General features: G+C 60.2%; 30 protein-coding genes and 1 pseudogene. 3 read left to right on the top strand and 28 right to left on the bottom strand.

Going from position 1 to position 26,298, the window contains the following annotated elements; translation table 11 throughout:
- Positions 1–2: 2 nt before the first annotated feature.
- The 24 genes from FIV05_RS07040 to FIV05_RS06930 all read right to left on the bottom strand — a co-directional run bounded on the left by FIV05_RS07040 (position 3) and on the right by FIV05_RS06930 (position 20,749).
- Entirely contained in the window at positions 3–1,169 is a 1,167-nt protein-coding gene (locus tag FIV05_RS07040; RefSeq protein ID WP_152505173.1) for a TrbI/VirB10 family protein, read from the bottom strand.
- Entirely contained in the window at positions 1,166–2,215 is a 1,050-nt protein-coding gene (trbG, locus tag FIV05_RS07035; protein ID WP_152505172.1) for a P-type conjugative transfer protein TrbG, read from the bottom strand. Before trbG ends, FIV05_RS07040 begins: the two co-directional genes overlap by 4 nt.
- On the bottom strand, positions 2,212–2,901 hold the full coding sequence (gene trbF, locus FIV05_RS07030) for a conjugal transfer protein TrbF (RefSeq protein WP_152505171.1): 690 nt from the start codon (positions 2,899–2,901) through the stop codon (positions 2,212–2,214). The genes trbG and trbF overlap by 4 nt, the downstream gene beginning before the upstream one ends.
- Entirely contained in the window at positions 2,898–4,262 is a 1,365-nt protein-coding gene (gene trbL, locus FIV05_RS07025; protein ID WP_152505170.1) for a P-type conjugative transfer protein TrbL, read from the bottom strand. The genes trbF and trbL overlap by 4 nt, the downstream gene beginning before the upstream one ends.
- A gap of 3 nt (positions 4,263–4,265) precedes the next feature.
- Entirely contained in the window at positions 4,266–4,538 is a 273-nt protein-coding gene (trbK-alt, locus tag FIV05_RS07020; protein WP_152505169.1) for a putative entry exclusion protein TrbK-alt, read from the bottom strand.
- A gap of 20 nt (positions 4,539–4,558) precedes the next feature.
- Positions 4,559–5,314, bottom strand: coding sequence for a P-type conjugative transfer protein TrbJ (gene trbJ, locus FIV05_RS07015; protein ID WP_152505168.1), 756 nt, complete (start codon positions 5,312–5,314; stop codon positions 4,559–4,561).
- Entirely contained in the window at positions 5,311–7,743 is a 2,433-nt protein-coding gene (gene trbE / locus FIV05_RS07010; RefSeq protein ID WP_152505167.1) for a conjugal transfer protein TrbE, read from the bottom strand. The genes trbJ and trbE overlap by 4 nt, the downstream gene beginning before the upstream one ends.
- Before the next feature lie 15 nt (positions 7,744–7,758).
- Positions 7,759–8,040, bottom strand: a complete 282-nt coding sequence (locus tag FIV05_RS07005; protein ID WP_152505166.1) for a VirB3 family type IV secretion system protein — start codon at positions 8,038–8,040, stop codon at positions 7,759–7,761.
- A complete protein-coding gene (locus FIV05_RS07000) occupies positions 8,040–8,372 on the bottom strand; it encodes a TrbC/VirB2 family protein (protein WP_152505165.1) in 333 nt (110 codons plus the stop codon). Before FIV05_RS07000 ends, FIV05_RS07005 begins: the two co-directional genes overlap by 1 nt.
- Entirely contained in the window at positions 8,369–9,361 is a 993-nt protein-coding gene (trbB, locus tag FIV05_RS06995; protein WP_152505164.1) for a P-type conjugative transfer ATPase TrbB, read from the bottom strand. The genes FIV05_RS07000 and trbB overlap by 4 nt, the downstream gene beginning before the upstream one ends.
- 476 nt (positions 9,362–9,837) lie before the next feature.
- Positions 9,838–10,485, bottom strand: a complete 648-nt coding sequence (locus FIV05_RS06990; RefSeq protein ID WP_152505163.1) for a VOC family protein — start codon at positions 10,483–10,485, stop codon at positions 9,838–9,840.
- A 449-nt stretch (positions 10,486–10,934) separates the two neighbouring features.
- Positions 10,935–11,363, bottom strand: coding sequence for a CopG family transcriptional regulator (locus FIV05_RS06985; RefSeq protein ID WP_152505162.1), 429 nt, complete (start codon positions 11,361–11,363; stop codon positions 10,935–10,937).
- Between the two features lie 5 nt (positions 11,364–11,368).
- On the bottom strand, positions 11,369–13,354 hold the full coding sequence (locus FIV05_RS06980; RefSeq protein WP_152505161.1) for a conjugal transfer protein TraG: 1,986 nt from the start codon (positions 13,352–13,354) through the stop codon (positions 11,369–11,371).
- A gap of 25 nt (positions 13,355–13,379) precedes the next feature.
- Positions 13,380–15,119, bottom strand: a complete 1,740-nt coding sequence (locus FIV05_RS06975) for a VirD2 family relaxase/mobilization nuclease (RefSeq protein WP_152509088.1) — start codon at positions 15,117–15,119, stop codon at positions 13,380–13,382.
- 243 nt (positions 15,120–15,362) lie between these two features.
- Complete coding sequence (locus FIV05_RS06970) at positions 15,363–16,082, bottom strand: lytic transglycosylase domain-containing protein (protein ID WP_152505159.1); 720 nt, start codon at positions 16,080–16,082, stop codon at positions 15,363–15,365.
- A gap of 10 nt (positions 16,083–16,092) precedes the next feature.
- Positions 16,093–16,656 carry a S26 family signal peptidase gene (locus FIV05_RS06965; RefSeq protein ID WP_152505158.1) on the bottom strand — a complete coding sequence of 188 codons (564 nt, stop codon included), beginning with the start codon at positions 16,654–16,656 and terminating at the stop codon, positions 16,093–16,095.
- Positions 16,656–17,144, bottom strand: a complete 489-nt coding sequence (locus FIV05_RS06960) for a DUF2840 domain-containing protein (protein ID WP_269586233.1) — start codon at positions 17,142–17,144, stop codon at positions 16,656–16,658. The genes FIV05_RS06965 and FIV05_RS06960 overlap by 1 nt, the downstream gene beginning before the upstream one ends.
- 23 nt (positions 17,145–17,167) lie before the next feature.
- On the bottom strand, positions 17,168–17,419 hold the full coding sequence (locus FIV05_RS06955; RefSeq protein ID WP_152505156.1) for a hypothetical protein: 252 nt from the start codon (positions 17,417–17,419) through the stop codon (positions 17,168–17,170).
- Positions 17,416–18,069: a ParA family partition ATPase gene (gene parA, locus FIV05_RS06950; protein WP_152505155.1), complete on the bottom strand. Its 654-nt coding sequence runs from the start codon at positions 18,067–18,069 to the stop codon at positions 17,416–17,418. The genes FIV05_RS06955 and parA overlap by 4 nt, the downstream gene beginning before the upstream one ends.
- A gap of 211 nt (positions 18,070–18,280) precedes the next feature.
- Positions 18,281–19,162 carry a replication initiator protein A gene (locus tag FIV05_RS06945; protein WP_269585037.1) on the bottom strand — a complete coding sequence of 294 codons (882 nt, stop codon included), beginning with the start codon at positions 19,160–19,162 and terminating at the stop codon, positions 18,281–18,283.
- 11 nt (positions 19,163–19,173) lie between these two features.
- The gene (locus FIV05_RS06940; RefSeq protein WP_152505153.1) at positions 19,174–19,455 is read right to left on the bottom strand and encodes a helix-turn-helix domain-containing protein; all 282 of its coding nucleotides are present in this window, start codon (positions 19,453–19,455) and stop codon (positions 19,174–19,176) included.
- Between the two features lie 136 nt (positions 19,456–19,591).
- Entirely contained in the window at positions 19,592–19,855 is a 264-nt protein-coding gene (locus tag FIV05_RS06935) for a DUF2285 domain-containing protein (protein ID WP_286202270.1), read from the bottom strand.
- A gap of 277 nt (positions 19,856–20,132) precedes the next feature.
- Positions 20,133–20,360, bottom strand: coding sequence for a DUF6499 domain-containing protein (locus tag FIV05_RS32040; protein WP_353621135.1), 228 nt, complete (start codon positions 20,358–20,360; stop codon positions 20,133–20,135).
- 122 nt (positions 20,361–20,482) lie between these two features.
- Positions 20,483–20,749: a DUF2285 domain-containing protein gene (locus FIV05_RS06930; protein WP_152505151.1), complete on the bottom strand. Its 267-nt coding sequence runs from the start codon at positions 20,747–20,749 to the stop codon at positions 20,483–20,485.
- Between the two features lie 280 nt (positions 20,750–21,029).
- On the opposite strand from FIV05_RS06930, the gene FIV05_RS06925 reads away from it, so the two are divergent.
- Together FIV05_RS06925 and FIV05_RS31830 are read left to right on the top strand one after the other, a co-directional pair.
- Complete coding sequence (locus FIV05_RS06925) at positions 21,030–21,278, top strand: helix-turn-helix transcriptional regulator (protein WP_152505150.1); 249 nt, start codon at positions 21,030–21,032, stop codon at positions 21,276–21,278.
- 30 nt (positions 21,279–21,308) lie between these two features.
- Positions 21,309–21,509, top strand: a pseudogene (locus FIV05_RS31830) (helix-turn-helix transcriptional regulator); the annotation flags it as partial.
- 141 nt (positions 21,510–21,650) lie between these two features.
- Here the strand turns inward: FIV05_RS31830 and FIV05_RS06915 are convergent.
- A complete protein-coding gene (locus FIV05_RS06915) occupies positions 21,651–22,118 on the bottom strand; it encodes a hypothetical protein (RefSeq protein WP_152505149.1) in 468 nt (155 codons plus the stop codon).
- Positions 22,119–22,227: 109 nt separating this feature from the next.
- On the opposite strand from FIV05_RS06915, the gene FIV05_RS06910 reads away from it, so the two are divergent.
- Positions 22,228–23,268 (top strand): hypothetical protein, encoded by a 1,041-nt coding sequence (locus FIV05_RS06910; protein ID WP_152505148.1) that lies wholly within the window; start codon positions 22,228–22,230, stop codon positions 23,266–23,268.
- A gap of 308 nt (positions 23,269–23,576) precedes the next feature.
- Here FIV05_RS06910 and FIV05_RS06905 read toward each other — a convergent pair whose 3' ends face one another.
- From FIV05_RS06905 to FIV05_RS06895, 3 genes are all read right to left on the bottom strand, one after another.
- Positions 23,577–23,978, bottom strand: a complete 402-nt coding sequence (locus tag FIV05_RS06905) for a single-stranded DNA-binding protein (protein ID WP_152505147.1) — start codon at positions 23,976–23,978, stop codon at positions 23,577–23,579.
- A gap of 696 nt (positions 23,979–24,674) precedes the next feature.
- Entirely contained in the window at positions 24,675–25,091 is a 417-nt protein-coding gene (locus FIV05_RS06900) for a hypothetical protein (protein WP_152505146.1), read from the bottom strand.
- Positions 25,092–25,249: 158 nt separating this feature from the next.
- On the bottom strand, positions 25,250–26,185 hold the full coding sequence (locus tag FIV05_RS06895) for a DUF2493 domain-containing protein (RefSeq protein WP_152505145.1): 936 nt from the start codon (positions 26,183–26,185) through the stop codon (positions 25,250–25,252).
- Positions 26,186–26,298 lie beyond the last annotated feature (113 nt).

Here is a 26,298-nt window from a genome sequence, read left to right as displayed (position 1 = left end):
GGTCATCCTCCGTAAGGTTCGAGCACCAAATCACGGGTGACGATCACCCTCACCGGGAACCCCGGCCGGATCGTCAGCGTGGGCGCGACCTGCAACTGGCGCTGAACGATCTGCTGCCCGGCATCATCGATCGTGTCCTGGGCACCTTCACGGACCGCCTGAACCAGGCGGTCGTCGTCACTTGCTGCGAGTTCCGCACCGACGCTAAGCAGCGTCGACAGCCCGGCCGCCTTGGCGAGATCCCACCAGTGGTAATCCACACCGTCTTCCAGACCGGCATAGCCACTTGGGTCCGCTCCCGGCTGGCGTTCGAGCACGATGGAGCGGCCGTTCGGGAGGATCAGCCGGTTCCAGACGAGCAGCACACGGCGCTGACCGAACCCGACATCGTTGGAATATTCGCCGACGATGCGCGTGCCTTGAGGGACCAGGAGCAGTCTTCCGGTTGGACTGTCATAGACATGCTGCGTGACTTGGGCGGTGATCTGCCCGGGCAGGTCGGAGCGGATCCCGGTGATGAGTGCAGCGGGAATGACGGACCCGGCCTGCAGCACATAGGGCGATGCCGGTGCCGTAACGCGATCGGATGCCGTGGTCCGTCGGTCCACGGACGCATTCAAAAACGCAAGATTGCTGTCTTGTGCCGAAACTCCACCTGAAACACTGCCGCCGATCGACGGCACTGTACCCAGCCTTGCTCCGCCCGATGCCGCCTGTCCCGTCTGGAAGAAGACCCGGCTGGTGCGGGCAGCCTCTACCTCGGCAAGACGGCGCTGTTCCTGTTCATCGAGCGTGGGCGTTTGGATCGCTGGAGGCACGACCGGCTGACCGCGTTCCTGCGCCTTGAGGATCGGCCGGCCTAGATCTCCCGGCAAGGGCGGTCCTAGAACCGGGCCGGCATAGTCGCTCGGCAGGGTACTCAATCCGTCAGCGGTGTTGCGGTTTTCCGTCGAAAACAGTTCCTCGCTGCCGCCCCTCCTGTCCGGTGCCTGGAGCGCGTAGATCAAAGCCCCTCCGATGCCGAGCAAGGCAACGAACCCGACCCCTGCCAGCACCTTGCGCGAGAGACGCGTCACCCGCGGCGGATCCACTCGCAAACGCATTGCCGCCCTGACGTCAGCGTTCGGGTGAGGATCGTCGTCTTCCCTATTCTGCTGCGGACTGCTCATGCCCCCTCACCTCCATCGCCGATCGTTGGTTGCTCTGAAGGCTCACCAGCACCATGTCCCTTTGTCAGGTCATGGCGTTTTCCATCGGTCCGAACAATCCTGACCGTCTGCTGGTGCTTGCCGCTGCCAAACCGGAGTTCCGCAGCCCCAAATATCCGGTCGACGATCAGGATATTCCTGTAAACGCGGCTGTTGACGATTTCCGGGTTTCCGTCGGGCCCGAGAACGAAGACCGGCGGCATCTCCCCCTGGACGATTCCACCCGGAAATTCGACATAGACCCGCCTGCCATCGTCATAGATGGAGACCGGGCGCCAGGGCGGAGTGTCGCCGGTGAGCGCATATCGATAGTTCCGTGCCGCGAGCGCCGGAATGCGAGGCGTTGTCGGGACGACGGGACGCTGTGAAAACGAAGACTGCGGATAGTTCCAGGCGACCGCGGGCATATAGAAACCCTCGCCTGAGCGCAGCTCGATCCTGTAAACCCGCCGGTCGGTGGTGACGACTAGATTGGTCTCTATGTCCGGGCGCGCCGGTTTGACGAGGATGTGGACCTGCGGCTCTTCGCCGGAGCCGCTGGTGGTATCGCCGATGATCCAGCGGGCCGTATCGCCGGCCGCGACCGGGCCGGCGCCAGTCAGGGCTTCGCCCGGTTCCAGCGCAATGTCAGTGATCTTTCCGGGAGTCGTATAGACCTGATAGAGCGCCCCTTCCGACCAGGGATAGATCTGGATGGCATTGTAGTAGCCTTCGCGGCGCGGCTCGATGCGCGCAGCCGCATTGGCATTCTCGATCCTGCCGGCTGACGTTGTTGCCGCGTCGCCTCCTTTTGCCGGGGTCCAGGCCGGAGGCACATGAAGAGGCTTGGGCCGATCGTCGCTCGCAGTTTTTGGTACCGCCGGCAGGGGCGGCACGCTGGCATCGTAGCTGATCTGCGGAGGCTTGTAGGTGGCACAGCTCGCCAACGCGGTTGCACAAAGAAGGACTGCCGCACTTGCGGAGAACCGGAATGCCGGAAGCGCGGGTTTACGCAAAGCCGTCTTCATTGCCCCATCTCCCGCGACCAGTTGATGGCGTTGACATAGATGCCGAGCGGATTGGCCCGCAGCCGTGCTGCATCGCGGGGCGGCTGGATGACGATGGTCAGGATCGCGGTCCAGCGCTCTGTCGCGGATAACTGTCCGTTCTCATAGTGCCGCTCTGTCCAGGCGACGCGGAAGCTTCCCGGCGAGGCCCGGATGACACTGGAAACCTCGACCGCGATCTGCTGCCTGCCGACCCGGGCGAAGGGATCGTTTGACCGCGCATAGTCGTTGAGCGCGAGCGCCCCGCGGTCGGTGGTGAACTCATAGGCCCGGAGCCAGTTCTGCCGGACGATGATGGCATCGGCCGGAATGCTGCGGACCTTCTCGATGAACCGCGCCAGATGAAACGCGATCTGTGGATCGGACGGTTCATAATCGGCGGTGGCGGCCGCTACAACTTGCGCCTCACCAAGCTTGTCCACCTGCACCACCCAGGGCACGACGGAGCCGTCGACGGTCTGCCAGATGAGTGCCGCGGCAAAACCACCGGAGAGGATGAGAGAGCCGAAGGCCATCAGCCGCCAGTTCTTTGCCTGAACGCGAGCCGAGCCGATGCGCTCGTCCCAGACCTGGGCGGCCTTCTGGTAGGGCGTTACGGGCTCTGGGGATTTGCCGTAGTGAACGGTAGATCGTTTGAAGAGGCTCATGAGCGGTCGCCTGTCTGAAGATTGATGGAAGCACCGCCCCCGTGACTATCGCCCGAACGGACGGCATGAGCGGCTGCGGAAACACCGTGGGAAAGTTGCTGGGAACGCTTCATGCGTTTTGCCCAGGCCGGCGGGCCATCGGCGGCGGCAGGTACTGCGGGTGCTGGAGACGCAGACGAGGCGTCTGAACTATCTGTGTTGCCAACCGTGCCGCCCGTTGCCTCGAAGGCCGTCCGGGCTCCGGATTGATGGCTCGCCTGAAAACTTTCCGCTGCCTTTGACTGCAGTCTTTTGAGCGGCGATGCTGCGGCTCGCGCTCCAGCACTTGCCACAGCACTGATGCCGGAGGCGACACCACTTGTGCCTGATTGCCCGGCCGATCCGAGTCCGTAGGCTGTTGACGCTCCACCCGCGATGGCAGCACCGCCGCGTGCGGCCGCCGCGGTCCTGGACAAGGCGAGCGCGCCTCCACGAGCTGCCAATCCAGCAGCCCCTACTCCGGCGACAGCAGCACCGCCAACCGCAAGGCCGGTGCCGACAGCGGATCCTGCACCCAGCTGCGGTCCGCCGGAGACGAGACCGTTCGCGATGCCTGGACCGAAGATCCCGAGGCCGAGCAGGGACAAAGCCGCAAGCACCACGGCCATCGCCTCGTCGATGGTCGGCGTGATACTGCCGAAACCGGCAGTGAATTGCGCGAACAGCGTCGAGCCAATGCCGATGATGACGGCCAGCACCAGCACCTTGATGCCGGAAGAGATGACATTGCCGAGCACGCGTTCGGCCAGAAAGGCTGTCTTGCCGAACAGCCCAAAGGGAATGAGCACAAAACCTGCCAGGGTCGTCAGCTTGAACTCGATCAGGGTGACGAAGAGCTGGATGGAAAGGATGAAGAAGGCCAGGATGACGAGCGCCCAGGCGAAGAGCAGGCAGGCGATCTGAATGAAGTTCTCGAAAAAGGCGACCCAGCCCATCAGGTCGGAAATCGACTCCAGCAGCGGCCTTCCGGCATCGAGACCCACCTGCGCCACCTTGCCCGGGCGCACCAGATCGGCGGCGGAAAATCCGGTGCCGGAGGCCATCAGGCCGAGCCCGGCAAAGCTCTCGAAGACGATCCGTGCGAGATTGTTCCAGTTGCCGATCAGATAAGCGAAGATGCCGACAAACAGCGTCTTCTTCACAAGACGGGCAATGATGTCGTCCTCGGCGCCCCAGGACCAGAAGAGCGCGGCCAGCGTCACATCGATGACGATGAGCGTTGTCGCGATAAAGGCGACCTCACCACCGAGCAGACCGAAGCCGCTGTCGATGTAGCTGGTGAAGACCCCGAGGAAGTTGTCGATGACACCCGTGCCGCCCATGGATCAACGTCCCTCGCCGGTTCGAGGACCCCGACCGAGAAACCGGTCCCGGCTCTGCTGCCAGGTTGCCAGACAGTCTTGGTCATCGACCGCAGCTCTGCCCATCTGCTGACAGCGGCGCAGATCGGCACGCACAGTATCGTCGGAAGGCTGTGTAGCCGGCGCAGTCAGCTTGGGCGCCGGATCGTCCTTGCGGGACATCTCGATCAGGCTCGCGGTGATGGCGATTGCAACAAAAACGATTGCTGCCAACCGGGCCAGCATCCTGCCGTCCATGGAAAATTCCTCCCGAAAGATCAGTTATTGAACATGCGCGCGTTGCCGGGCTGGTAGCCGGAGCCCGGCGACAGGAAGCGCTGGCGTTGGATGCGGCCTTGTTCGGCCGCGGCCGTTCGTTCCGCTTCACTCAAGGCGATCGCCCGGCCATTGGCAGCGACGACTGCGGTGAGGTCGGAAAGCTGCTGCGCCTGGAGCGCGAGGAGCTGGTTGCCGGCCTGGGCTGTCTGAAGTGCTCCGGTCGCCCCCTGGCTCTGTCCGATCAGCGCGGACATCTGCGCGCGGTTGGTCTCGATATTGCCGACGACGCCGGCCTGCACGCGCAGGGCGTCCTGAAGGCCGCCGACCGTGTTCTGCCAGCGGCTACGCGCACCGGCGACCAGCTGCTGTTCGCTCGCGCTCAGATCGATATTGCCGTATTGCTGCTGGAACAGCTGATCGATCTGCTGGACGTCGAAAGCGATGTTCTGAGCCTCCTCAAGAAGCTGCTGCGTCCTCTGCACGGATTGCTGGAGCTGCTGCAAAGCCGAATAAGGAAGGCTGGCCAGATTGCGAGCCTGGTTGATCAGCATCTGCGCTTCGTTCTGAAGCTGGACGATCTGGTTGTTGATCTGCTCCAGCGTCCGTGCCGCCGTCAGCACATTCTGGGCATAGTTCGACGGATCGAACACGACACGCCAGGCAAAAGCCGGCGGGGCGAACGTGACAGAGCTGAGAAATGGCGCACTCAGAATTGCGGCAGCAGCGACAACGGCACGGGATCGGCGGAACGTCATGAGGAGGTCTCCAGGTTGGTGAGGTCGGGGATCAGATCGGCCGCCCACGGAAGACCGCGGTGCCGCAGCCAGGCATCGAGGAAACCTTCACGGCTGTTAGCCGCGAGAATGCCGGCAATGACTGTCTGATCGGTCTTCGAGGCGGTCGCGCAAAGGGCCAGCGCGACTTCGGACAAGCCCAGTTCAAAGAGCCGGTTGCCGCGCCGGGACTGACAGTAATAGTCGCGCTTGGGTGTCGCCCGCGCGAGGATCTCAATCTGGCGGTCGTTGAGACCGAAACGGCGATAGGTTCCGGCAATCTGCGGCTCGATTGCGCGTTCGTTCGGCAGCAGGAGCCGTGTCGGGCAGCTCTCGATAATGGCTGGCGCAATAGCAGAGCCGTCGATGTCGGACAGAGACTGCGTGGCAAAGACGACGGAGGCGTTCTTCTTGCGAAGGGTCTTCAGCCATTCCCGGAGCTGACCCGCAAAACCCTGGTCGTCGAGCGCCAGCCAGCCTTCATCGATGATGATCAGGGTGGGCGATCCGTCTAGCCGATCCTCGATCCGGTGGAACAGATAGGCGAGCACGGCGGGTGCCGCACCGGTCCCGATCAGCCCCTCGGTCTCGAAGGCCTGAACGCTGCTTGAGCCCAGGTTCTCGCCTTCCGCATCGAGCAGCCGGCCATGGGCCCCGCCGATGCAATAGGGACGCATGGCCTGTTTGAGATCGTTGGACTGGAGCAGTACGGAAAGTCCGGTGAGCGTTCGCTCGCCTACCGGCGCGGAGGCAAGCGACGTCAGCGCCGTCCAGATATGCTCCTTGACGTCCGGGTTGACGGTGACGCCTTCGCGCATGAGGATGGCAGCGATCCAGTCGGCGGACCAGGAGCGCTCGGCGGCGGCATCGATCCGGGCAAGAGGCTGCAGCGATACGTCTCGGCCTTCGGTGAGGCCGCCGCCGAGATCATGCCAGTCACCGCCCATGGCGAGGCTCGCTGCACGGATCGATCCCCCGAAATCGAAGGCGAATACCCGGGAGTTCCTATAACGCCGGAACTGCAGTGCCATCAGCGCCAAGAGGACGGACTTGCCCGCCCCTGTCGGGCCGACGACCAGCGTATGGCCGACATCGCCGACATGAAGGGAAAACCGGAACGGGGTCGAGCCTTCCGTCTTGCCGTAGAGCAAGGGAGGAGACGAAAGATGCTCGTCCCGCTCCGGCCCCGCCCACACCGCACTTGAGGGGATCATGTGGGCGAGATTGAGAGTTGAGATCGGTGGCTGGCGGACATTGGCATAGACGTGCCCCGGCAGGCTGCCCAGCCAAGCGTCGACTGCGTTGATAGTCTCCGGCAGACACGTGAAATCTCGGCCCTGCATGACCTTATCCACGAGCCGCAGCTTCTCGTCGGCGATTTTGCTGTCCGTATCCCAGACCGTGACGGTCGCCGTGACATAAGCGATGCCGGCATGGTCCGCGCCGAGTTCCTGCAGTGCCAGGTCGGCATCAGCCGCCTTGTTCGCGGCGTCGGTGTCGACGAGTGCCGACTGCTCGTTGGTCATCACCTCCTTCAGGATCGCGGCGATGGATTTGCGCTTGGCAAACCACTGGCGCCGGATCCGGGTCAGGAGTTTTGTTGCGTCCGTCTTGTCCAACAAAATCGCGCGGGTTGACCAGCGATAGGGAAAGGCCAGCCGGTTGAGGTCGTCAAGCAGACCGGGCGTGGTCGCCGTCGGAAACCCGGAAATCGTCAGGACCCGCAGATGCTTGTCTCCGAGCCTTGGCTCCAGGCCGCCGGCAAGCGGCTGATCCGCAAGCAGTGCATCCAGATAGACCGGTGTCTCCGGCACGCGAACAGTGTGCCGGTTGGTCGAGACCGCCGAATGCAAATAGGTCAGCGTCCCGGCGTCATCGAGCCAGACGCATTCGGGCATGAAAGCGTCGATCAGCTGAAGGATCCGGTCGGTACGGTCGATGAAACCGGTAAGCACCTCCTGCGGGTTGATGTCATTCGTCTCCCTGCCTTCGAACAACCAACGTTCCGTGCGAGCGGCCTCTTCGGCTGGCGGCAGATAGGTGAAGGTCAGAAAATAGCTCGACTCGAAATGCGCACCGGCTTCTTCAAAACTTGCCTTGCGCTCCGCGTCGACCAGTGCGGAGGCCACATCCGGAAAGCTGCTGTCAGGGTAGTGATTGGCAGCATGACGCTGTGCCTCGACAAAGATGGCCCATCCGGACCCGAGACGGCGGAAGGCATTGTTGAGACGGCCGGTAACCGCGACGAGTTCGGCAGGAACGGCGCTGTCGAGATCCGGTCCACGGAAACGGGTTGTTCGCTGGAAGCTGCCGTCCTTGTTAAGCACCACGCCCTTCTCGACCAGCGCTGTCCAGGGCAGATAGTCGGCAAGGCGGCAGTTACGCGTGCGGTATTCGGCGAGGTTCATCATCGGCAGGGCCTCCGCTCACACGCTCAGATGTGCGGGAAAGCGCAGATGCCGGCGACCGACCTCGGCGAAGAGCGGATCGTGCTTTGCGGCCCAGACCGCGGCCAGATGCCCAATCAGCCAGATGGCAAGCCCAACGAGCCAGAGGCGCAGACCGAGACCGACGGCCCCTGCCAAAGTGCCGTTCAGGATCGCGATTGCCCGAGGCGCGCCTCCGAGCAGGATCGGCTCGCTCAAGGACCGGTGCACCGCCACCGTGAAACCCGGCACCTGATCACGATGTTCGAAGGTCTCCGCCATCAGACAAGCGCCCCGCCACCGAAGGAGAAGAACGACAGGAAGAAGGAACTGGCGGCGAAGGCAATCGACAGGCCGAAGACGATCTGGATCAGGCGGCGGAAGCCGCCGGACGTATCGCCGAAGGCCAGCGACAGGCCCGTCACGATGATGACGATCACCGCGACGATCTTGGCGACCGGGCCCTCTATGGATTCCAGGATCGACTGCAGTGGCGCTTCCCAGGGCATGGAGGATCCGGCAGCGTGGGCGGCAGGAACCGCGAGCAGGCTGATATGAAGCACAGCGACGGCAGTCGCGATAGGACGACGTGTACGAAGGATGGTCCGGATCATGGATGATCTCCTGAATGGGAGGAAGTTGTGGGAACGGCCGGGGAAACGCGGTAGTCGCCGTCGGGACCAAAGCCCTCGACGCGGGCGAGCTCCACGAGACGCCGCTGCGAACCGCGGCCTGCTAGGACGGCAATGAGGTCGATCGTCTCCGCGATCAGGGCACGTGGAACGGTGACGACGGCTTCCTGGATGAGTTGCTCGAGCCGGAGCAGGGCCCCGATGGCGGAACCGGCGTGGATCGTGCCGATGCCGCCGGGATGTCCGGTTCCCCAGGCCTTCAGGAGGTCCAGGGCCTCAGGTCCGCGCACCTCGCCGATCGGGATGCGATCAGGGCGGAGGCGGAGGGACGATCTGACGAGATCGGACAGCGAGGCGATGCCGTCCTTGGTGCGCATGGCAACGAGATTAGGGGCCGCACACTGAAGCTCGCAGGTGTCCTCGATGAGGATCACACGGTCGGAAGTTTTGGCGACTTCGGCCAGAAGCGCGTTGGTCAGCGTGGTCTTGCCGGTGCTGGTTCCGCCGGCGACGAGAATGTTTGCGCGTGTCGCGACGCCCGAGCGGAGTGTCTCGGCCTGTGCCGGCGTCATGATCCTGGCGGCAACGTAGTCCTCAAGGGTAAAAACAGCGACGGCGGGCTTGCGGATGGCGAAGGTGGGTGCGGCAACGACAGGAGGAAGAAGGCCCTCGAACCGTTCTCCCGTCTCGGGGAGTTCGGCCGAAACACGCGGCGCAGCGTGGTGCACCTCAACGCCGACATGGTGCGCGACCAGGCGCACGATGCGTTCGCCGTCGGCCGGTGACAACCACTCTTCGGTTCCGGTGAGACCTTCGGAGAGGCGGTCAATCCAGACACGCCCGTCCGGGTTCAGCATCACCTCGATTACGGCAGGATCTTCCAGAAGACGGGTGATCGCGGACCCGAGCGCCGTGCGGAGCATACGTGCGCCGCGTGCCTGGCCTTCCGGATTTTGATGTGATGGTGCCATGGGATCCCCGTTGATGCCGGGGATGGCAGGAATGCCCCCAGACGGGGATGATTAAAAGAACCTGATTTTGGAGAGGTTCAATAGCTGTTTAACGGAGGAGTAGTGTGGCGTGCAAAGACAGGAAAATGGCGGCGGGGCTATCGCTGACAAGTCCTTTTAGAGTTCTTGTAAACGACCGTCTCGGGGCCGGGAGGCGACAGGTAGGTTTGGCCTCGCCAATAAACGAAGCGGACATTCGCGCTTGGGAGGCGCATAGTAGCAATCGGCCCATTGCTGTCATTTGTGACGTGACCAATGAAAGTCAGCTTTCCAGAATTTGCATCAGAAACCTGTCGCAAAAGTCGGGCACAAAATATCGACTTTTGCGCCCGACTTTTGCGACAAAAATACCGAAGGCTTTTCAATCGGTCCGGTTCTACTGCAAAAACCAGGAGTTCTGCGACAATCCAGGGTGGTGGGCGGAGATTCGAGGATATTCAGTCGGCCGGACCAGCAAACAGTATGAGATTTCCGTCTGGGTCCAGAACAATGAAATTTCGAGCACCCCAAGGTTCTTTCTTAAGCGTCTGGTGAAAATCCACTCCGGAGGCTTGGAAATCCAGAAAGAGTTGCTTGATCTCGCTTGCGGTATCGACCGTAATTGAGGCGGAGAGCAGATGTTCGCGTTCTCGTATATCATCAACAAACACAGGTTCGCAGACCAGCCGAAGCGCGAGCTGCGCTTTGTTACGTTTAACCTGTCCGTAGAACGGTGGGTCCCCATAAACGAAGTCGATTGCAAAGCCGAGTTTGTCCGCGAAAAAGTCACACGACGCATTGATGTCGGAGACGAACAGTTGCGCGGAGGTGGAACTCAGAACGGGGCGAGGTGCAGTCTGTTTGCTTTGAGTGGTCATGGCATGGGCTCCGGACTTGAGCGCCTGCCATCCCTCGAATCCCAATTGACGTGCGACAAGTTCTTGCGCGTCCATTAGCTTGAAGCTGGATTCAAGTATCTGAGTATCGTTGAGGTGCTGAAATCGTGGCAAAGCAGCCCTGATTTGGGCCGCCACCGGATAGTATCGCTCGCGATGCCAGCGCAAATACTGCTTGGCTTGCTTCTTAAAGTTTTCGAGGTTTGGCATAGGCGCTACCTTTGAAGTTCGCAGGCGGGCATTGCCCAGTCGGCCCGGAGCCGGTGCACCCTACGTAGCGCGCAATATCACTATCGCAAAATTCACGTGAGATTGTCAAGAACCACACTCTAGTAGCTCTCGGCGATCTTCTGTCGCGAAAGTCCCGAGTTTTGTAGCGATTGCGCGCCTGATATTTGCGACGCCGCAAAATAGATACTTTTGCGACGATTGGACGGACCTCTTTCGCGAACCCGCCATTCGATCACCCCGCAACGAACGGCTGCTTTCAGGGCTAAGCTAAGAATAGGCGAACGACAGAAACGGGGACGCTTTTCTGCCTGTCATCTTAAGCATATTTCCCCGTTGTCAAATGGTACAAGAGCATGCTGCGAGGACGCGTCGAGATCGAAACGCAACACCCTTTCAAACCCGGGCGCGGCTACCCTTGTTGGACAGCCCTAATCTGACTCGCCTGGAGCATCCTCTGCAATCTCTTGCCTGAGCTTAGGCCCCTTGGCCAATCGTCTCCCAAGCGCAGTGACGAAGGTATCGTACCGTTCTCCAGCCTTGGCGCGCGCGGCCTGTGCGGTCGGTTTCGGTAGCGCAGGTGTTGTCGCAAGCCAGAAGCGAACGAATATGGCGAGTGTCTCGACAGAAATCCCGAGATCGCGCTCCAACCTGGTCAACCGCCGGTCGATCTGGTCGAGGCGTTTGGTGATAGCCGCCTCGCGTCGCTCATCTGCGTCCGGCGACAAAAAGGACGCAATGGCAGCCTCGACGACCAATGACTGCGAGAGGTCCCGGCGCGCAGCGTAATCGGACAGCATCTTCATGACGTCCTGGTCGAGATAGGCAGAAATCTGGGCCTTCTTCTTGCGAGCTGCCATTGCCGTCAAAGCTCCATGCCATCGCCGGGATCAAGCGAGACTTGCCGTGCCACACCTTGCATGACCCGGATCATCCGGCTGGTCCGGGCGGTGTCATCCTCATAGTCGTCAGTCAGATCGACCTCGAATTCATTTTTGACCGGCTCCTTCTGTTCGACAGCCTCAGCTCTGTTAAGTTCCGGTTGGTGTCGGCGTTCGGATCCGGTTGGATCCTCGTCCTCTCCCATCTTTTCCGACGTTTGTTGGCTGGCTTCGGAGCTGGCAGAAACCGGCAGGTCGCTCCAATCATCGGTCTGTCGTTGGACAGGCGAAGCCGGTTCAGGCGGCGGCAGGATACGTTCGATGAGCCGCTTGTCTTCGTAATAGCGCGCCTTTTTCGCCCGGATCGGCAGCGTGCCCGCAACCATGACAATCTCATCAGTTGGCGGAAGCTGCATGATTTCGCCTGGGGTCAACAACTGGCGTGCGGTCTCGGACCGGGAGACCATGAGATGACCGAGCCAGGGGCTCAGCCTGTGACCGGCATAGTTCTTCATCGCCTTCATCTCTGTAGCAGTGCCCAAAGCATCCGAAACGCGTTTGGCCGTCCGCTCGTCATTCGTGGCGAAGCTGACGCGAACGTGGCAATTGTCGAGGATCGAATTGTTGGGTCCGTAAGCCTTCTCGATCTGATTCAGAGATTGCGCGATCAGGAAGCTCTTGAGGCCATAGCCGGCCATGAAGGCAAGGGCCGACTCGAAGAAATCCAGTCGGCCCAGAGCCGGAAACTCATCGAGCATCAAAAGCAGACGGTGACGGTCGGAGTTTGCCCGCAGGTCTTCCGTCAGACGGCGGCCGATCTGATTGAGGATCAGACGGATCAGCGGCTTGGTGCGATTGATGTCCGATGGCGGCACCACAAGGTAGAGCGTTGTGGGCAGATTGCCATTCACCAAGTCCTTGATCCGCCAGTCGCAACAGCGTGTCACCTCAGCCACAACGGGATCCCGATAAAGTCCAAGGAACGACATGGCTGTTGACAATACCCCGGAGCGCTCGTTCTCAGATTTATTCAGCAACTCGCGCGCCGCACTGGCAATCACCGGATGCGGTCCGGCTTCCCCCAGATGGGCGGTCTTCATCATCGCGGACAAGGTCGACTCGATCGGACGTTTAGGGTCGGACAGGAAAGCCGCGACACCCGCCAGTGTCTTGTCCTTCTCGGCATAGAGGACATGCAGGATCGCGCCGACGAGAAGCGCATGGGACGTCTTCTCCCAGTGGTTCCGCTTTTCGAGCGACCCTTCCGGATCCACCAGGATGTCCGCGATGTTCTGAACGTCCCGCACTTCCCATTCGCCGCGGCGGACTTCGAGCAACGGATTGTAGGCGGCCGATTTCGAGTTGGTGGGGTCGAACAGCAGCACCCGACCGTGCTTCGCGCGGAAACCGGCGGTGAGCTGCCAGTTTTCTCCCTTGATATCGTGGACGATGGCCGAGCCCGGCCATGTCAGCAGCGAAGGCACAACCAGTCCGACGCCCTTGCCGGATCGGGTAGGGGCGAAGCAGAGCACATGTTCCGGACCATCATGACGGAGATAGTTCTCTTCGTAGCAGCCTAGAATGACGCCGTCAGGGTTGAAAAGGTTTGCCGCTCGCACCTCTTGCCTTTCGGCCCAACGAGCAGACCCGTAGGTCTCAACGCGTTTTGCTTCGCGCGCCCGCCAGACCGACATGCCTATGGCAACGGCAATAGACAGAAATCCGCCGGAAGCAGCGATGACGGCGCCGTGCAGAAAGACGTTCGGCGCATACGCATCATAGAAGTACCACCACCAGAAGAAGGCCGGAGGATAGTAGATTGGCCAACCGGCCACTTCGAACCAGGGAGTTCCGAGCTGCCCCTGAAAGCCCAGTTTCCAGGCAACGTATTGCGTTGCGCCCCAGGTGGTGAACACCACAATGAGAGAGACCGCCAAAAGTTGGCCCCAGAGGATTTTTGTCGCAGACATTGTGGCCGTCCTGATTGATTGGTTTTTAGAGCCCAAGCCCTCGCTTGCGCCCGAAGCCCCAGTCCACACCACCATCCGAGCGGGCAACACCCGAGACATGAAGGCCGCGTTGTTTTTCGAGCGAAGGCGTCCACGGCACGAGCTGGAAACCAAGACCGTCATCGATCATTGCGAAACGTCCCGAGGCGAGGTCAAAGCGTTGACGATAAGTGCCGGCGACATACTCGCCGGTGCTCACACGAGTAATCGGCAGTCCGGCATTACTTGCGAGTTTCGTCCCAAGGGCATCAAGCTCGCGGCGACGTAGCGTCTCGATAAGATTTTGCGCATAGGTGACACGCTGTCCCTTGCGCTCAGCAAGGCCCTCCTCGATCAGATTCTCTGCCCGGCGCTCGAGAGCGTCTCTGACCTCGGCACCGAAACCACCCTCCGAGAGCGCAACAGGTTCGCGGGCAATGTTCTGACGATCGAGCCAAGTGGCTCCCGAGGCGGTGACCTGCCGCTCGATGTCGAGATCGGAGCGGACCGCAAGTGCAACGCGCCGCTGCCCGCGCGCATCGGTGAATTGTCGGAGTTCAGCGATAGACCCCGGCGCGCTGTCGCCGGCAGCGTCAATGTCGAGAAGTCTGATGTGGTGGGTCCGCCCGTCGACACCGTCGACGACGGCATAAGCGGACCCTTTCAGTTCATCGTCGAGACCGCGCTCGACCAGGCGGCCGATGACGGGCGTGTCCAGATTTTCGGCGGCGAGAACGTAGCCTGCTGATCCACGCTCGATACCCCGACCAGTCAGGGCCCGGTGCATCCGCTTGATGACGTCTCCACGTTCGCCGAGTTCACGCAACGTCGCCTCTGCGCCCTCGCCAATCACCCATTGACCGGGACCAACCTGATCGGCCAGGCCAAGCGTTTCCAGCTTGCGCAAACGTCCGCCCTTCAGGGCGTGGTATTCATCCGGCGCCCGGTCCGGGTCGGGCGCCATATCAATGATACCGGTCCTGCGGCCGTCTCGAAGAAGCTGACGGTCAAGCTGGGTCCAGCGCTCGGCCTCGACCTGGCACTGCAGATGGTTTCGGATTTCGAGGTCGGTGCGCGGTCCAAGCTCCAGTGTCGCCAGATCCTGGGCGCGGGCGCGCATGCCTTCCTTGATATAGTCGCGGGAAATCACCAGGTCCTGGCCGTCATCAAGCTTTCCGCGCAGGATGATATGGACATGGGGATTGTCCGTATTCCAGTGATCGACGCCGACCCAGTCGAGGTCTATGCCGAGGTCCTTTTCCATCTGTCGCATCAAGTCCCGGCTGAAGGATTTCAGATCGGCGAGGTCTGAGGCGTCTTCCGGCGAGACAATGAAACGGAAATGATGCCGGTCATCCTGGCAACGCTCGGCAAACTCCTTCGGATCGACAGCATCGTCGCCGGGACCGAACACCCGAGCCTTTTCCCCGTCCCGCGTCACCCCTTCCCGGCCGAGATATTTGAGGTGTGCGGCAAGCGGTGCGGATCGTGCCGAATGGCGAACCACCCGGGTTTTGATGACGACGACACGGGATCTTCCGGTCAGCAAGCGATTGGCCAGAACACTTGCCCTCCGGCCACGTCCGAAATGCGAGTGCCTGCCGGTGCTGATCCGGCCCGAGCGCGACACATGTCCACCAGCCTTCTGGGCAGCCGCCAGTGCCTGGGCAATGAACGGGCGGGCCCGCTGCGCGCGCGATGATCGGACGCGCCCGGGCCGGATGCGGAAATCGTGCTCATCGGACATGTGACATCTCCGCAATGTGTAAAGATCCAAGCAAAGTCAGGGAGATAAGCAGTTGGCACACATTGCGGATTTTCACGGCACATTGCGCCACGAAGCAAAAAGACCAGCAAAAACAACCGACCGGCCCAAGCGCACCTTGCGCCCTTTTATCTCGCCATCCACCGGCCGCGTCACACGCCGCCGGCCCTAATCCGCTCTGTCCTGCGCGGGAGCACTCCAGAGTGCGGGCTCCGTCGACTGCGCTCATCGAAGACCCTCTCTGGAAGATCTGGAGACAAACAGCGTTCCAGCCGTCCCGGAGCGCGGGTACCTGCGGCCTGTTTCAGCTGCATTCGGCGCAGCACTGGACCTGCCATCGAGTTGCTGCCGATTTGCAGATGTGTTGGCGATCTTGAGACCCGCAAAGAGCGGTGCGTCACGCCAATCCTGGGAACACACGGATGCTCCGTCAGCGTCCGGGAGGGGTTGGTCGCCGAGTGTCGGGGCGAGCAGCGCGACATAGGTCCGCGTTTCGGATGGCAACGCTCGACAGGCTTTCAGATAGGCGTCGTAGCGCGTTGGGCCGGCATTGTAAGCAGCCAGCATGCCAGTGATATCGCCGTACCTATCGAACATCTCGTGGAGATACGCCGTGCCCGCGAGGATGTTGTCGCGCGGTTCATACGGATCGGCGCCAAGACCGTATCGACCGCGCATCTCCTCCCAGGTTCCGTGCATCAGCTGCATCAGTCCCATGGCGCCGGCGGCGGAGACGGCATTCGGATTGCCGTCGCTTTCCATGTCCAGGACCGCTCGGATCCAATGCGCCGGAACGCCAAAACGCTGCGAAGCTTCTGCGAAGTGAGCGGTATATGGATCGCCTGGTATCGGTTGCCCGGACGTTGCGGTTCCCGCCGACACCACATCTGCCGAAATGCAATCGAAGAACAGGCCGGTAAGGAGAAGGAAGGCAGCGTGACGCATGGCATTACTCCTACCCGCTCGATCGAGAAGTACTGCGACGGTTCTGGAATTGCGTGAGGCGAGCAGACTCCTCAGTCCAGACCGGCGTGAGCTTTGCGGAAATCACGGTGACCGGAAGCGGCCCGAAATATCGGCCGTCAAAACTGTCCGGCGCGTCCGGGTTCATGAGAAAGATTTCGCCCTCACCCAGCCCGCGGCAGCCCTGCCAGCGCGGCAGAGAACGGCCCAACCGGTCACGTTCCCGCGCCTGCCCATACGGCTTGCCCCCGACGAAGATCGTCGCCCCGTTGCGACAGACACCGGTTCCGGGCAGCACGAGCACGTACTTGATCAAAGGGATACCGCGCGGAAGGTATTCCCGCTCAGCGAGGAAGTCGGTGAGTGCCGTGGGCGGCGTAACGGCAACCAGGTCGCCGACCTTCAACTGACCTACGGGTTGCGCAAAATAGAGCCCGACCGGCACACTGGCCGACGCATTCCAGATCAGGCGTGGTTGCCAATCGAAGACCACCGGTGCCAGGGGGAGTGCCGCGGACAGGGCAGTCGCCGCGAAGATGAGCCAGCGTCTGCGCATCACTGTACCCGCCGCCGTTTGAGCCAGGCATGATGCTCGGGCCGCGTATAGGGATGGGCTTCCTCGCCGACGGTCAGGCGGTTGTGAAGATGACGCCAATAGTCCGGTGAGGCATCCGCGGGATCGATGGCGAGCGCCTCGATCGCATCGATCGCCTGCAGCACCCGCTCGACCTTCGGCCAGCCATGGATCTTCAAAAGCAATTCCCCACCGGGGCGCACGAAGGGCAATGTCTGGTAAGGGGCGCCGCGTCCGACTGCACTCAGGATATCGATGCGGGAGACCACCGTGCCGTAGCCGTTCGCCGCCCACCGGACAAAACAGAATATCGACCCGGGCGAGAAACCGACGATGCGGGAGCTGCCGTTGAGAATGTGCTCATAGGACTGGCAGCCGAAACGGATCCAGTGCTCGATCTTGCCTTTTTTCCAGGTGAGTTCGACCAAGGTCATCTCCGCGGTGACCTCGTCGGGGAGCGGATGGCCCATCCAACTACAGCGCGGTTTCTCGCTCATGGCATATCTCCGTCGGTGATTGGAAATTCACGCGAGAGCAACTCGCGCAGCATGTCGGCAACTGTGACCCCGCGCTGGAAGGCCACGATCTTGATCCGCGCGCGCTGATCGGGTGTCACGTCGATGGTGAGGCGCGCGGTAAATACGCTCGCATCGGCGGCGTCTGTTTTCCGTTCAGCAGCCTTTACCCAACGCTCCGGATCGGCTGGCCGTGATGCAAAGCCTTTGCGGGTGGACTGTTTGCTCATGAGCCGGACCTTTCAATCCCGAGCCTGTCAATCTCTGAGACCAAGGCTGCGATTTCCCTGGCACCCGGCGTCTCCTTGTCCAGTTCGCTGACGAGGCGTCCGGACTGCGCAGCGCTCGCAAAGGCAACACGCTGACCGACGGTTTGGAAAAGAACTGGAGGATCGTTGTCCGAAAGAGCTTCAGCCGTATCCCGGGCGATCAGAGTACGGGCAGCGCAACGATTGAGAACGAAGCGCGCCATCAGCTGTGGCCGGTAGATGCGCGCTTCGTTGACGAGGGCAAGCATCTCCGCCGACGCCCAACCGTCGAGCGGCGATGGCTGCACGGGGATCAGAACCAGATCGGCAGCCAGCAGCGCCGAGCGCATCAACCCGGCAACGCGGGGCGGTCCGTCGATGACGATATGGTCGGCGTTCTTGGCGAGATCCGGTGCTTCCCGGTGAAGGGTGTCGCGGGCAAGCCCGACCACTCCGAACAATCTCGGCAGGCCTTCCCGGCTGCGGGCTTCCGACCAGTCCAAAGCCGAACCTTGCGGATCGGCGTCAATGAGCGTCACACGCTTGCCGCACCGCGCCCATTCTCCCGCGAGATTAAGCGCCAACGTCGTCTTGCCGACACCGCCCTTCTGGTTGAGCAGCGCGACGATCATGACGCGACTCCACGGCGGTACAGGAACTTATCCGCAGGGCTTGAAAATCGCGCAGGCGTTAGAAGAATTCCGAAGGAATTCTGGTTAGGAAAGTTACGGGACGCGTAAGCTGTTGGCCTGGCATCGAAATTAAGCGTTTTCGGTCCCCGATAGCACGAGGTTCGGGTCCCCGATGGCACGATAGTTCGGGTCCCTGATAGCACGAGTGAATTCACAGCTTTCCCCCAGAGCGAGTGTTGGCGCGGCGTTGATGGGGCGCGCGGGAGACAGACGCCTCACCGGTCGGAGCGAAAGACAGGCGCGGTGGCGCATCGGGCGATCTGTCCAGTTCCAGGCGATAGCCAGGCAAGGGCTGGCGGTGGACAATGTCGCGCAGGTCGTAGGTGAAATGCTTGAGCGGCGAGAGGCTGCCTGACTTGGCGTGGAGGTGCTTGAGCGAGAAACTCCAGCCATGCTCCTGGCGGCCGCCATGTTTGCGCACGAGCCGGTAAAGCCAGCGCTCAAGACCGCCGGTCAGGCTGAAATAGGCGCGGTCGATGGTCAGCACGAGCGCATCTTCGAGGACCGTGGAGTAGAACCAGTCTGGCAGGATCAGTTCGAGGCCAAGAGGGCGCCCGCGATGGTCGGCCCTCTCCTTCCACTCGTTGATCCACGAAAATCGATGCATGCGCCGTTCGGTCGGCTGACGGATGGAAGTCGCAACGGTGGTGGATTGCAGCCGGTCGAGAGCGGACTTGAGCCGGTCGTAATCCCTCCGGCTGACACCCCGGCCGATGAAGGTCAGGATCTCGTAAGGAGTGGCCGACATCAGACGTGAGGTCCGAAGACCGGCGTCTCGTGCCTCGACGATCTGTGAGGCGGCCCAGATCAGGATATCCGCATCCCAAATTGTCGCCATGCCATGCTCGGCGACGGCCTCGACGCAGATGACGATCGGCCCCGCCTTGAAATCTATCGGTTTCAAGCGCCTGGACTTGGCGAGCGAAAAGAAGGGGTAGGCCATCAGATCCTGCGCGTCGCGCGGAGCAAGATCTCCGGGCAGTGCCCGAAAAAAGTCGAGCTGATCGTGAGGCGAATGCGCCTTGTGGTTCACCAAAGCACTCCTCATCGCACAGCGCGGCCCGAACCGCTTGCCTGCTGCGCATTATGACGCTTTGCCGGAAGCACCTGCCCGCTCGGATCAGACGTGGAGGTAACAGCACCCCGGTTGGCCCAGGCCTGCAGGTCCTCGAGCGAATAGACGACGCGGCCACCAAGCTTGCGGTATGCAGGTCCCGTTCCATAGGTGCGATGCTTTTCGAGCGTGCGCCCGGAAAGGCCGAGAAAACGGGCAGCTTCGGGGGTGCGCAGATAGCGCGGCGGCATTCCGGCGAGCGGATCGGGCATGGTCGAACCTCCAGGAAGTAGTGAGCACCGCTGGTCAGCAGCGGCCGATGGAGGTCACGATGGCGGAGTGGCGCGGCGAAGAGGGAGTGCGAAGATGAGGAGACGAAAATCGCACCCCTTCGAACTTTCGGGCTTTCTAGCGGCGGAGCAGGTCCAGATAGCCGCCGGCAACCATAGCGAGGCCGTCCCGCACAAGCCTTATGGTCGTGTCGCGAAGGGGAGAGGTTTTCCATGGCTCTGACGCCACCCGCCTGGCCCCGAAGAGACTTTCGGCAATCTCCCTGTAGGACGCACCGTTTGTGCGGCCATCGACCGCCCGCAGCATGGATTTGAACCGAAGGCGTTTCTGTGGGGTGAGCCGGCTGTCCGCGCCAATCTCTTTGCCTTCGAGGAAATCCAACAACCTCCCAATTGCCCTGTGACGGGCGCGAGCACCATCGTCCAATCGGGATATAATACAGAGCGGATATTCGGTAAAGCGAGCGTCCTGAAGCAGAAGATGGACGGATTTCAGCCCTTTTCCGAGGATGGCATGCATCCCATCAGGGCCCTGGCGGGTGATCCCGCTGCGGAGGGTTTGAATTGTGAGAAGGCTGGGTTCGTCCGATCCAAAGCCGGATTCCGCTTTTCTCAGGATGACCTTCGACTTATCGGCAGCCGGCTCCCAGTGAATGGGTTCATCCAGAGCCGTCAATTCCGGACTTGTTGCGAAACGAAATCCCCCAGCGAGCGCGGAGCAATGCGTCCATCTCGTCAGGAGACCTCCCTTCGGCTTTCAGGTCTGCGTACTCTCGCTGATAGTTGGGACTTCGTCTTAGGCCTTCCCAGCAAAGATCGGGGACACTCGAATCGTCAAAGTAATCGTACGCAGCGTCTGATCGCCACTGCGAGACATCCGGCACCATCGGCAACCTCCTGAAATGCAGGAAAAATGCAATTGGAGGCCGGAACCATCATAAGTTGTAGTGAGTATGGGAACCCCTTGGGTTGGGAGAACATGATGCGCGGAACGCATCGCCAAACACGGTCATTTCCTCTCGCCTTCCGCCAGCATGAGCCGGTAGCCGTGTTCTGTCATCCATTGCGCGCGCGCCAGATGGCTGTCGTGCATACGCCGTGCCCGCTCGGGGTCCCTATCCGGATCGAGACCGAACAAGACCTGGACGGCTTCTGTCCAATCCGCGCCGTCCGCCTTGGCGTCCAGAAGACGCATATAAAGCTTGAAGTGCTTTCGATCGTAGTCGGTGAGTTGATTTTTGTCCGGCGCCTGATCGAGAAATCCCGGCTCAGTCATCGCGCGTCCCCTCTTAAATTCGTGCCGCCGTGAAAGCAGTGGTGCCCAAGTCTTTTTAACAATTATTGAGATCGGTTGTAAGGTTCGCCCAACGCATCGCGTGATGCATGCAGCGCATTGGAACGGGTGAAAAACAACAAATTCGGCCCGCGATAACCACCGATTACACAGAGTTTTCTGCGCAGGCGTACGAGTGCAACCCGAGGATCAGTCCCGGCACAGCTCGTTTGTAGAGAATACTCCGTGGTGAAATACTCTTCAAGGCGTTGCTCTCGATTTTATGGAAATCCGAGAGGTGTTCGCGCAAAACCTGAGAGCATTGCGGCAGGCTAGAGGCCTGTCACAGGAGGAACTTGCGCATGAAGCAGGAATTGATCGGACCTACATCAGCGCCTTGGAACGCAACGTGTATAACGCCAGCATTGATGTCGTTGACAGATTGGCGCAAGTGCTCGGTGTAGAAGCCGCGCAATTGCTGAAACGACCCTCTGCCGACCTGGAAGAATCGAAACCCGACTTTGATATCTAGAGAAGTACGCAAACTGTGATTGATCGGCGCATTGGTATGCACCAGCTCGTCGGCCGGAACCTTGCCTGCCTGCGTTGGAAATAAAGCCGGACATAGGAGCGGCTTGAAGCGCGTTCGGGACTTTTTCAGCAATTTTTAAGCGGCATCGAACGCGGAAAACCTAATCCGACGGCCATTACGATTTACGAACTAGCTCTGGCGATGGGCGTATGCCACCTGGAATTGATGCGGGCAGTTGACGGGGACCAACCAACCTCAGACAGGGCAGCAAAGCGTCCCCATTTCAGTCGGTCGCGTCGTCGGACGCGCTTCTTAGGACCAGACATTACCAGAACAAGTTTGTATCAAATCGGAGGTTTTACTGGGAGCATGTCAGCTAATACCACGTCGACCAATCGATGCGATAATCTTCTCGTTGATTTTCCGTCTAGTGGCTAACTGCGCAGGGCTTAGGTTTCGTTTCCGCATCGTATTTTGCTGAAAGCCATATTCCCAATCATTAATAATACCGCTTTGATAAAAGAATGCCGTCGCATCACTTCCAACGCTCTTTGTAATATCTTTTCGTATGCGCTTCAAAGAAGCAAAGATAAGATCAGAACGAAAACCGAGGAACCTTTTCACACAAACGTTTCCAACATCCACAGTTCTTTCAGTGGTGTTATTTGAAATTGTGCAAAGCTCAACGATAGGAAAATGGCCGCATAGACATGTTTCGGGTTCACTTGCCTCCGAAATGCCTACCAACTTCCATTCTTTTTTGGCGACTTCCCAATCGGTCGCACGGCTCATAGCTAAGATCGCTTTTTTCAATTGTGCAAAGTTATATCCATCGCCCATTGGTTCACCTTTTGAGTATTTTTTTTAATAATCGCCTTGTCACACCATCATATTTAGCTCGCGGAAAATTAATGAAGCAAAAGTATTGGGAATTAGAAGGTAAAATCCGATGATAAATGATAGACCTAAGGCATTGCAAGATCGTCCTGAATACTTTTTGCTCCCAAAATCTCCTTTCGCTGTCTCTTGGGAATGGGTACCAGAACCGATAAATGTATCGCTAATGCCACTTGGGGGTATTCAGCCAATCACAGGTAAAATGGCTGATTTAACTAATGGCATATTGCATGATGAGCCGTCGGACGCTGAGGTCGAATATTTCTCTACTCTCAATGCTACATTTCAGCCAATTCTACTCGTACTGAGTTTAGCGCTGTTCTCGGATGATGATGGCACTTCAACCGGGGTGCCTTACGCGATCTCAAATCTTCCGATGTCAAAGCGTGGAACAGTCACCACTGTCAACATTCATTCGATCAAAGCGCATCGGGGTGGGGCTGCTTTTCAAGAGACAGATTGGGCCTATGCAGGTTTTGATCCGTTCGTTGGACAATGGGAAGCCTTTTCAGAGATTTCCACCATCCTCGGTCTGAAAGGCGGCAAGGGATACGTTGACGAACTTGGACTGGTAGTCGGAATGTACTACCTCCATACAGACTTTGATCGAAGTGAAGTATCTGAGTTCGACGGATTTCTGCCTGATGAGCGCTCGCGGATTCGGTTTCTTCGAAATAGATTAAAGACAATTTATCAACCATTCAAAAAGGTTGAAACGCGAAGAATTTGGGGCGCTCAAACTCCAATTGAACTATTCCTGTATCAGGAACTCCTCTACCGCGGGCTTCGACCAGAATTGCAGCGGCTTGTATTTCCTGATGGGCGAACATACCCGTCTCTCTACGACGCGTATGCGGATATCGAGCTTCGACATGATCTTCAGTTGGTTACCGAAATAGATATCTTTTTTCCCGATCAGCGTCTCGCTGTATTTTGTGACGGGACGCATCATTCTCGAAGAAGGCAACGCGAGAAAGATAAGAAAATCGACGAGCAGCTTGCAGCTCTCGACATAACTTCTCTACGCATATCTGGGACTCAGATAATTAACGACCTGAAGGCAGCTGCAGACATCGTTTGTTCTAAGCTCTGATGAAGAGCTGGTATATTCATAAATACGCTCTCTCGTCGAGCGCCCAAGCGTCGCTCAGCAAGTCTTTCATCATGACCGCTATTGCTATTCCGAATGTCAGAAGGCGCCAATCAACAGTCGGCCCCTTTCTTGTCGTTCTTTGTGGGAACTGCGAAAGGTGACTCTTTCACTTATTTGCACATTGAGTTGGACGACGACGCGCCACTGTGGATGCACAAAGAAGAGGGAATTAGCGGTCGTTTTCTGACTGAACTCCGGAGTTCAAGAGATGCCCGGCGGATTGCTCCGCCGGGCCGAAGATACCCGCCTCAAAACGGGATCTCGTCCTGGTCATCAGGTGTGCCGTCCTCGGTCTCGGTCTGCTTGGCGCGGCTCAGGAAATCGACCGTCTCGGCGATGATCTCGCAGCCGTAGCGGTCGACACCCGCCTGATCGGTCCACTTGGTGTAGTGGATGCGGCCCCGAACCAGGACCTTCATGCCCTTCTCGCAATACTCCTGAACCGTCTTGCCGAGGCCGTTGAAGCAGGTGATGCGGTGCCATTCGGTGTCCTGGACGCGATGCCCTTCTGCGTCGCGGATCACCTTGCCTTCGGAGTAGCGCGGGCGCGAGGTGGCAAGGGTGAAATGGGTGATGGAGGTGCCGCTCTGGGTGGTGCGGGTTTCCGGGGCCTGACCGATGTTGCCGGCGAGGATGACGATGTTCTGCATGTTTAGTCTCCGTTGCTTCAACCGGAGGGACCGTCCCTCCGATGATGCCCGGCCAAGACCGTCGGGAGCGGCCTGCACGGATGCTTCGGCATCCGCCCGACCCCCAAGGCGGGACGTGGTGCGGGCAGGCGCGGCAGGCGCCAACACGGGTCCGGCCGCGGGGGTTGCCGGCCGAGACCGAACGGGCTTAGGGGATCACAGAAGAGGAGGGACAGGTTTTTCGGGAAAGCGTCTTCGGAGACGCGGTGCGGAAACATCATTCTGGCGGGCAGAAAATCATCGGCAGCCTCGGCCACCCCAGTGCCAATTGCACTGACGGACGACTTCATTATCTGCCACCCGCGCCATGACATCCGCGGTCAGGAGCTATGGCGAGGACGGTTTCGGACTTGGGTACCAGGCTCTGCTCATGTTGCGGAAACGGTCGGAAAACGGGTCGGGGGTATGCGTGAAGGTTCGGTCCGGCGCTGAGGCAGTACCCACCAACCCGTTCCTGTGCGCGACACCCGCGGGTCGCCGCAGCGACTATCGCCTCATCGAATTCCACAGTCGACCAGGACCCGCCAGAACAAGGTGGTGGGACACAGACCGGTTGAAGCCGTATTGGAACGGCAGGTCCAAAGGTTCCGGCTAGGTGTCCGACGTCTCTGCCGTGCGAAGCAGCAGATGCCTGACCAGGCCTCTCCCTGTGCCCGTTCACCGTGACAACACATCCTCGCCGAGCGCGCTGAGATTGGTCATTGCAGCGACCGCCACGATCAACCCGCAAGTGCCGCAGAGAAGGTTGAGCGCAATCTCGGACTCGAGAGCGTTTTTCGCGAGCCCATGAGCAAGCGCATAACCGGCAACCGCCGCCGGTGCCGCGAACACCCCCAGCGCCACGAGACGCAGAAACGGGTTCCTCGCAAACCCCAGGATCGCGATCACCAGACCGACAGAGAATGCCGCGCCACCAAGCGCCGCGAGCGCCGACGGGCCGAAACCAGCGCCAGCGGCGTGGACAAATTGGAACGCCGAGATCCCGGCCATGACCGGCAGCGCATAGATCGCAAAGTTGAAGGCGAGCACGCAGAGCGTAACGGAAAGGGAGATGGCGAGCAGAATGAGCGTCATGACAGCCTCCGGCGTCGGTGATTATTAAGGGATCACGACAGGCTGCCGATGGATACGCTCCGCCTGCGACTATATAGCTTCGCCGGTTCTGCAAGTCTGGATATTTGACCCCGAGACGACTTCCTGGGTCAAGTCTGTCATGCAAGAAAAGGAGGCGCTTACGCGCCACCCTCGTATTTCAGGACCGGGATACCGAGCTTGCGGGCCTTGTCGGCGAGGTTTTCCTGGATGCCCGTGCCGGGGAAGACCAGGACTCCGATCGGAAGCGCGTCCAGCATTGCGTCGTTGCGCTTGAAGGGTGCTGCCTTAGCATGTTTGGCCCAGTCGGGGCGGAAGGCCACCTGCGGCACCTTGCGATGGTCCGCCCAACAGGAGGCAATGAGCTCAGCGCCTTTCGGCGATCCGCCATGCAGCAGCACCATGTCAGGGTGCTTGGCGTGGACCTGATCGAGCCTTGCCCAGATCAGGCGGTGGTCGTTGAAGTCAACACCGCCGGTGATGGCGACCTTCGGCCCCTGCGGCAGGAGCATCTCGGCTTCGGCCCGGCGTTTCGCGGCCAGGAAATCCCGGCTGTCGATCATCGCCGAGGTGAGGTTGCGATGACTGACACGCGAACCATTGCGGGGCTGCCAGGGCTTGCCCTGATGGCGCTCGAAGCCTTCGACGGCGAGGTCCCGGAAGAGCTCCAACGCGTTCCTGCGCTCGATCAGGCTCTGCCCCTCGGCCGTCAGGCGCTCCAGCTCGACGGACTTCACCTCCGAGCCGTCCTGTTCCCGCTGCAGCCGGCGCTGCGCCTGCTCGTTGTCATCGAGTGCCCGTTCGGTGCGCGTCGTGGCGCGGTGGAAGAGATTGACCGTGCCCCAGAGCAATTCGTCGAGTTCGGGTTCAAGACGTGTATCGCCGAGTGTCGCGATCAGGGCGTCGAAGATGTCGGTGACCGCGCTGGAGACCATACTGTCCTCAGGAAGCGGCCTCGGATCGGGTTCGTCTTCGAACGGACGCCAGCCGTAAAGCTGGAGTTCGGTGAGGGCGTGACCGGTCTGAGAGGAGCTGTGGACCGGCTCATTGGCTGCCGTATCGTTTGAAAAGGTCATTTCGGGGTTCCTCGTCGGGTGAGCCGCGCCCATCGCGGCCTTCGTGGCAGCGACCAGCCCACGGACGGGACGGCCGGGCAGCCCGAGAGAAGCGAGGGTCCCGATGGCCAAGT

The organism is Labrenzia sp. THAF191a (assembly GCF_009363335.1).
Lineage (GTDB): Bacteria > Pseudomonadota > Alphaproteobacteria > Rhizobiales > Stappiaceae > Roseibium > Roseibium algicola.
This window is presented reverse-complemented; position numbering and strand designations above follow the sequence as displayed.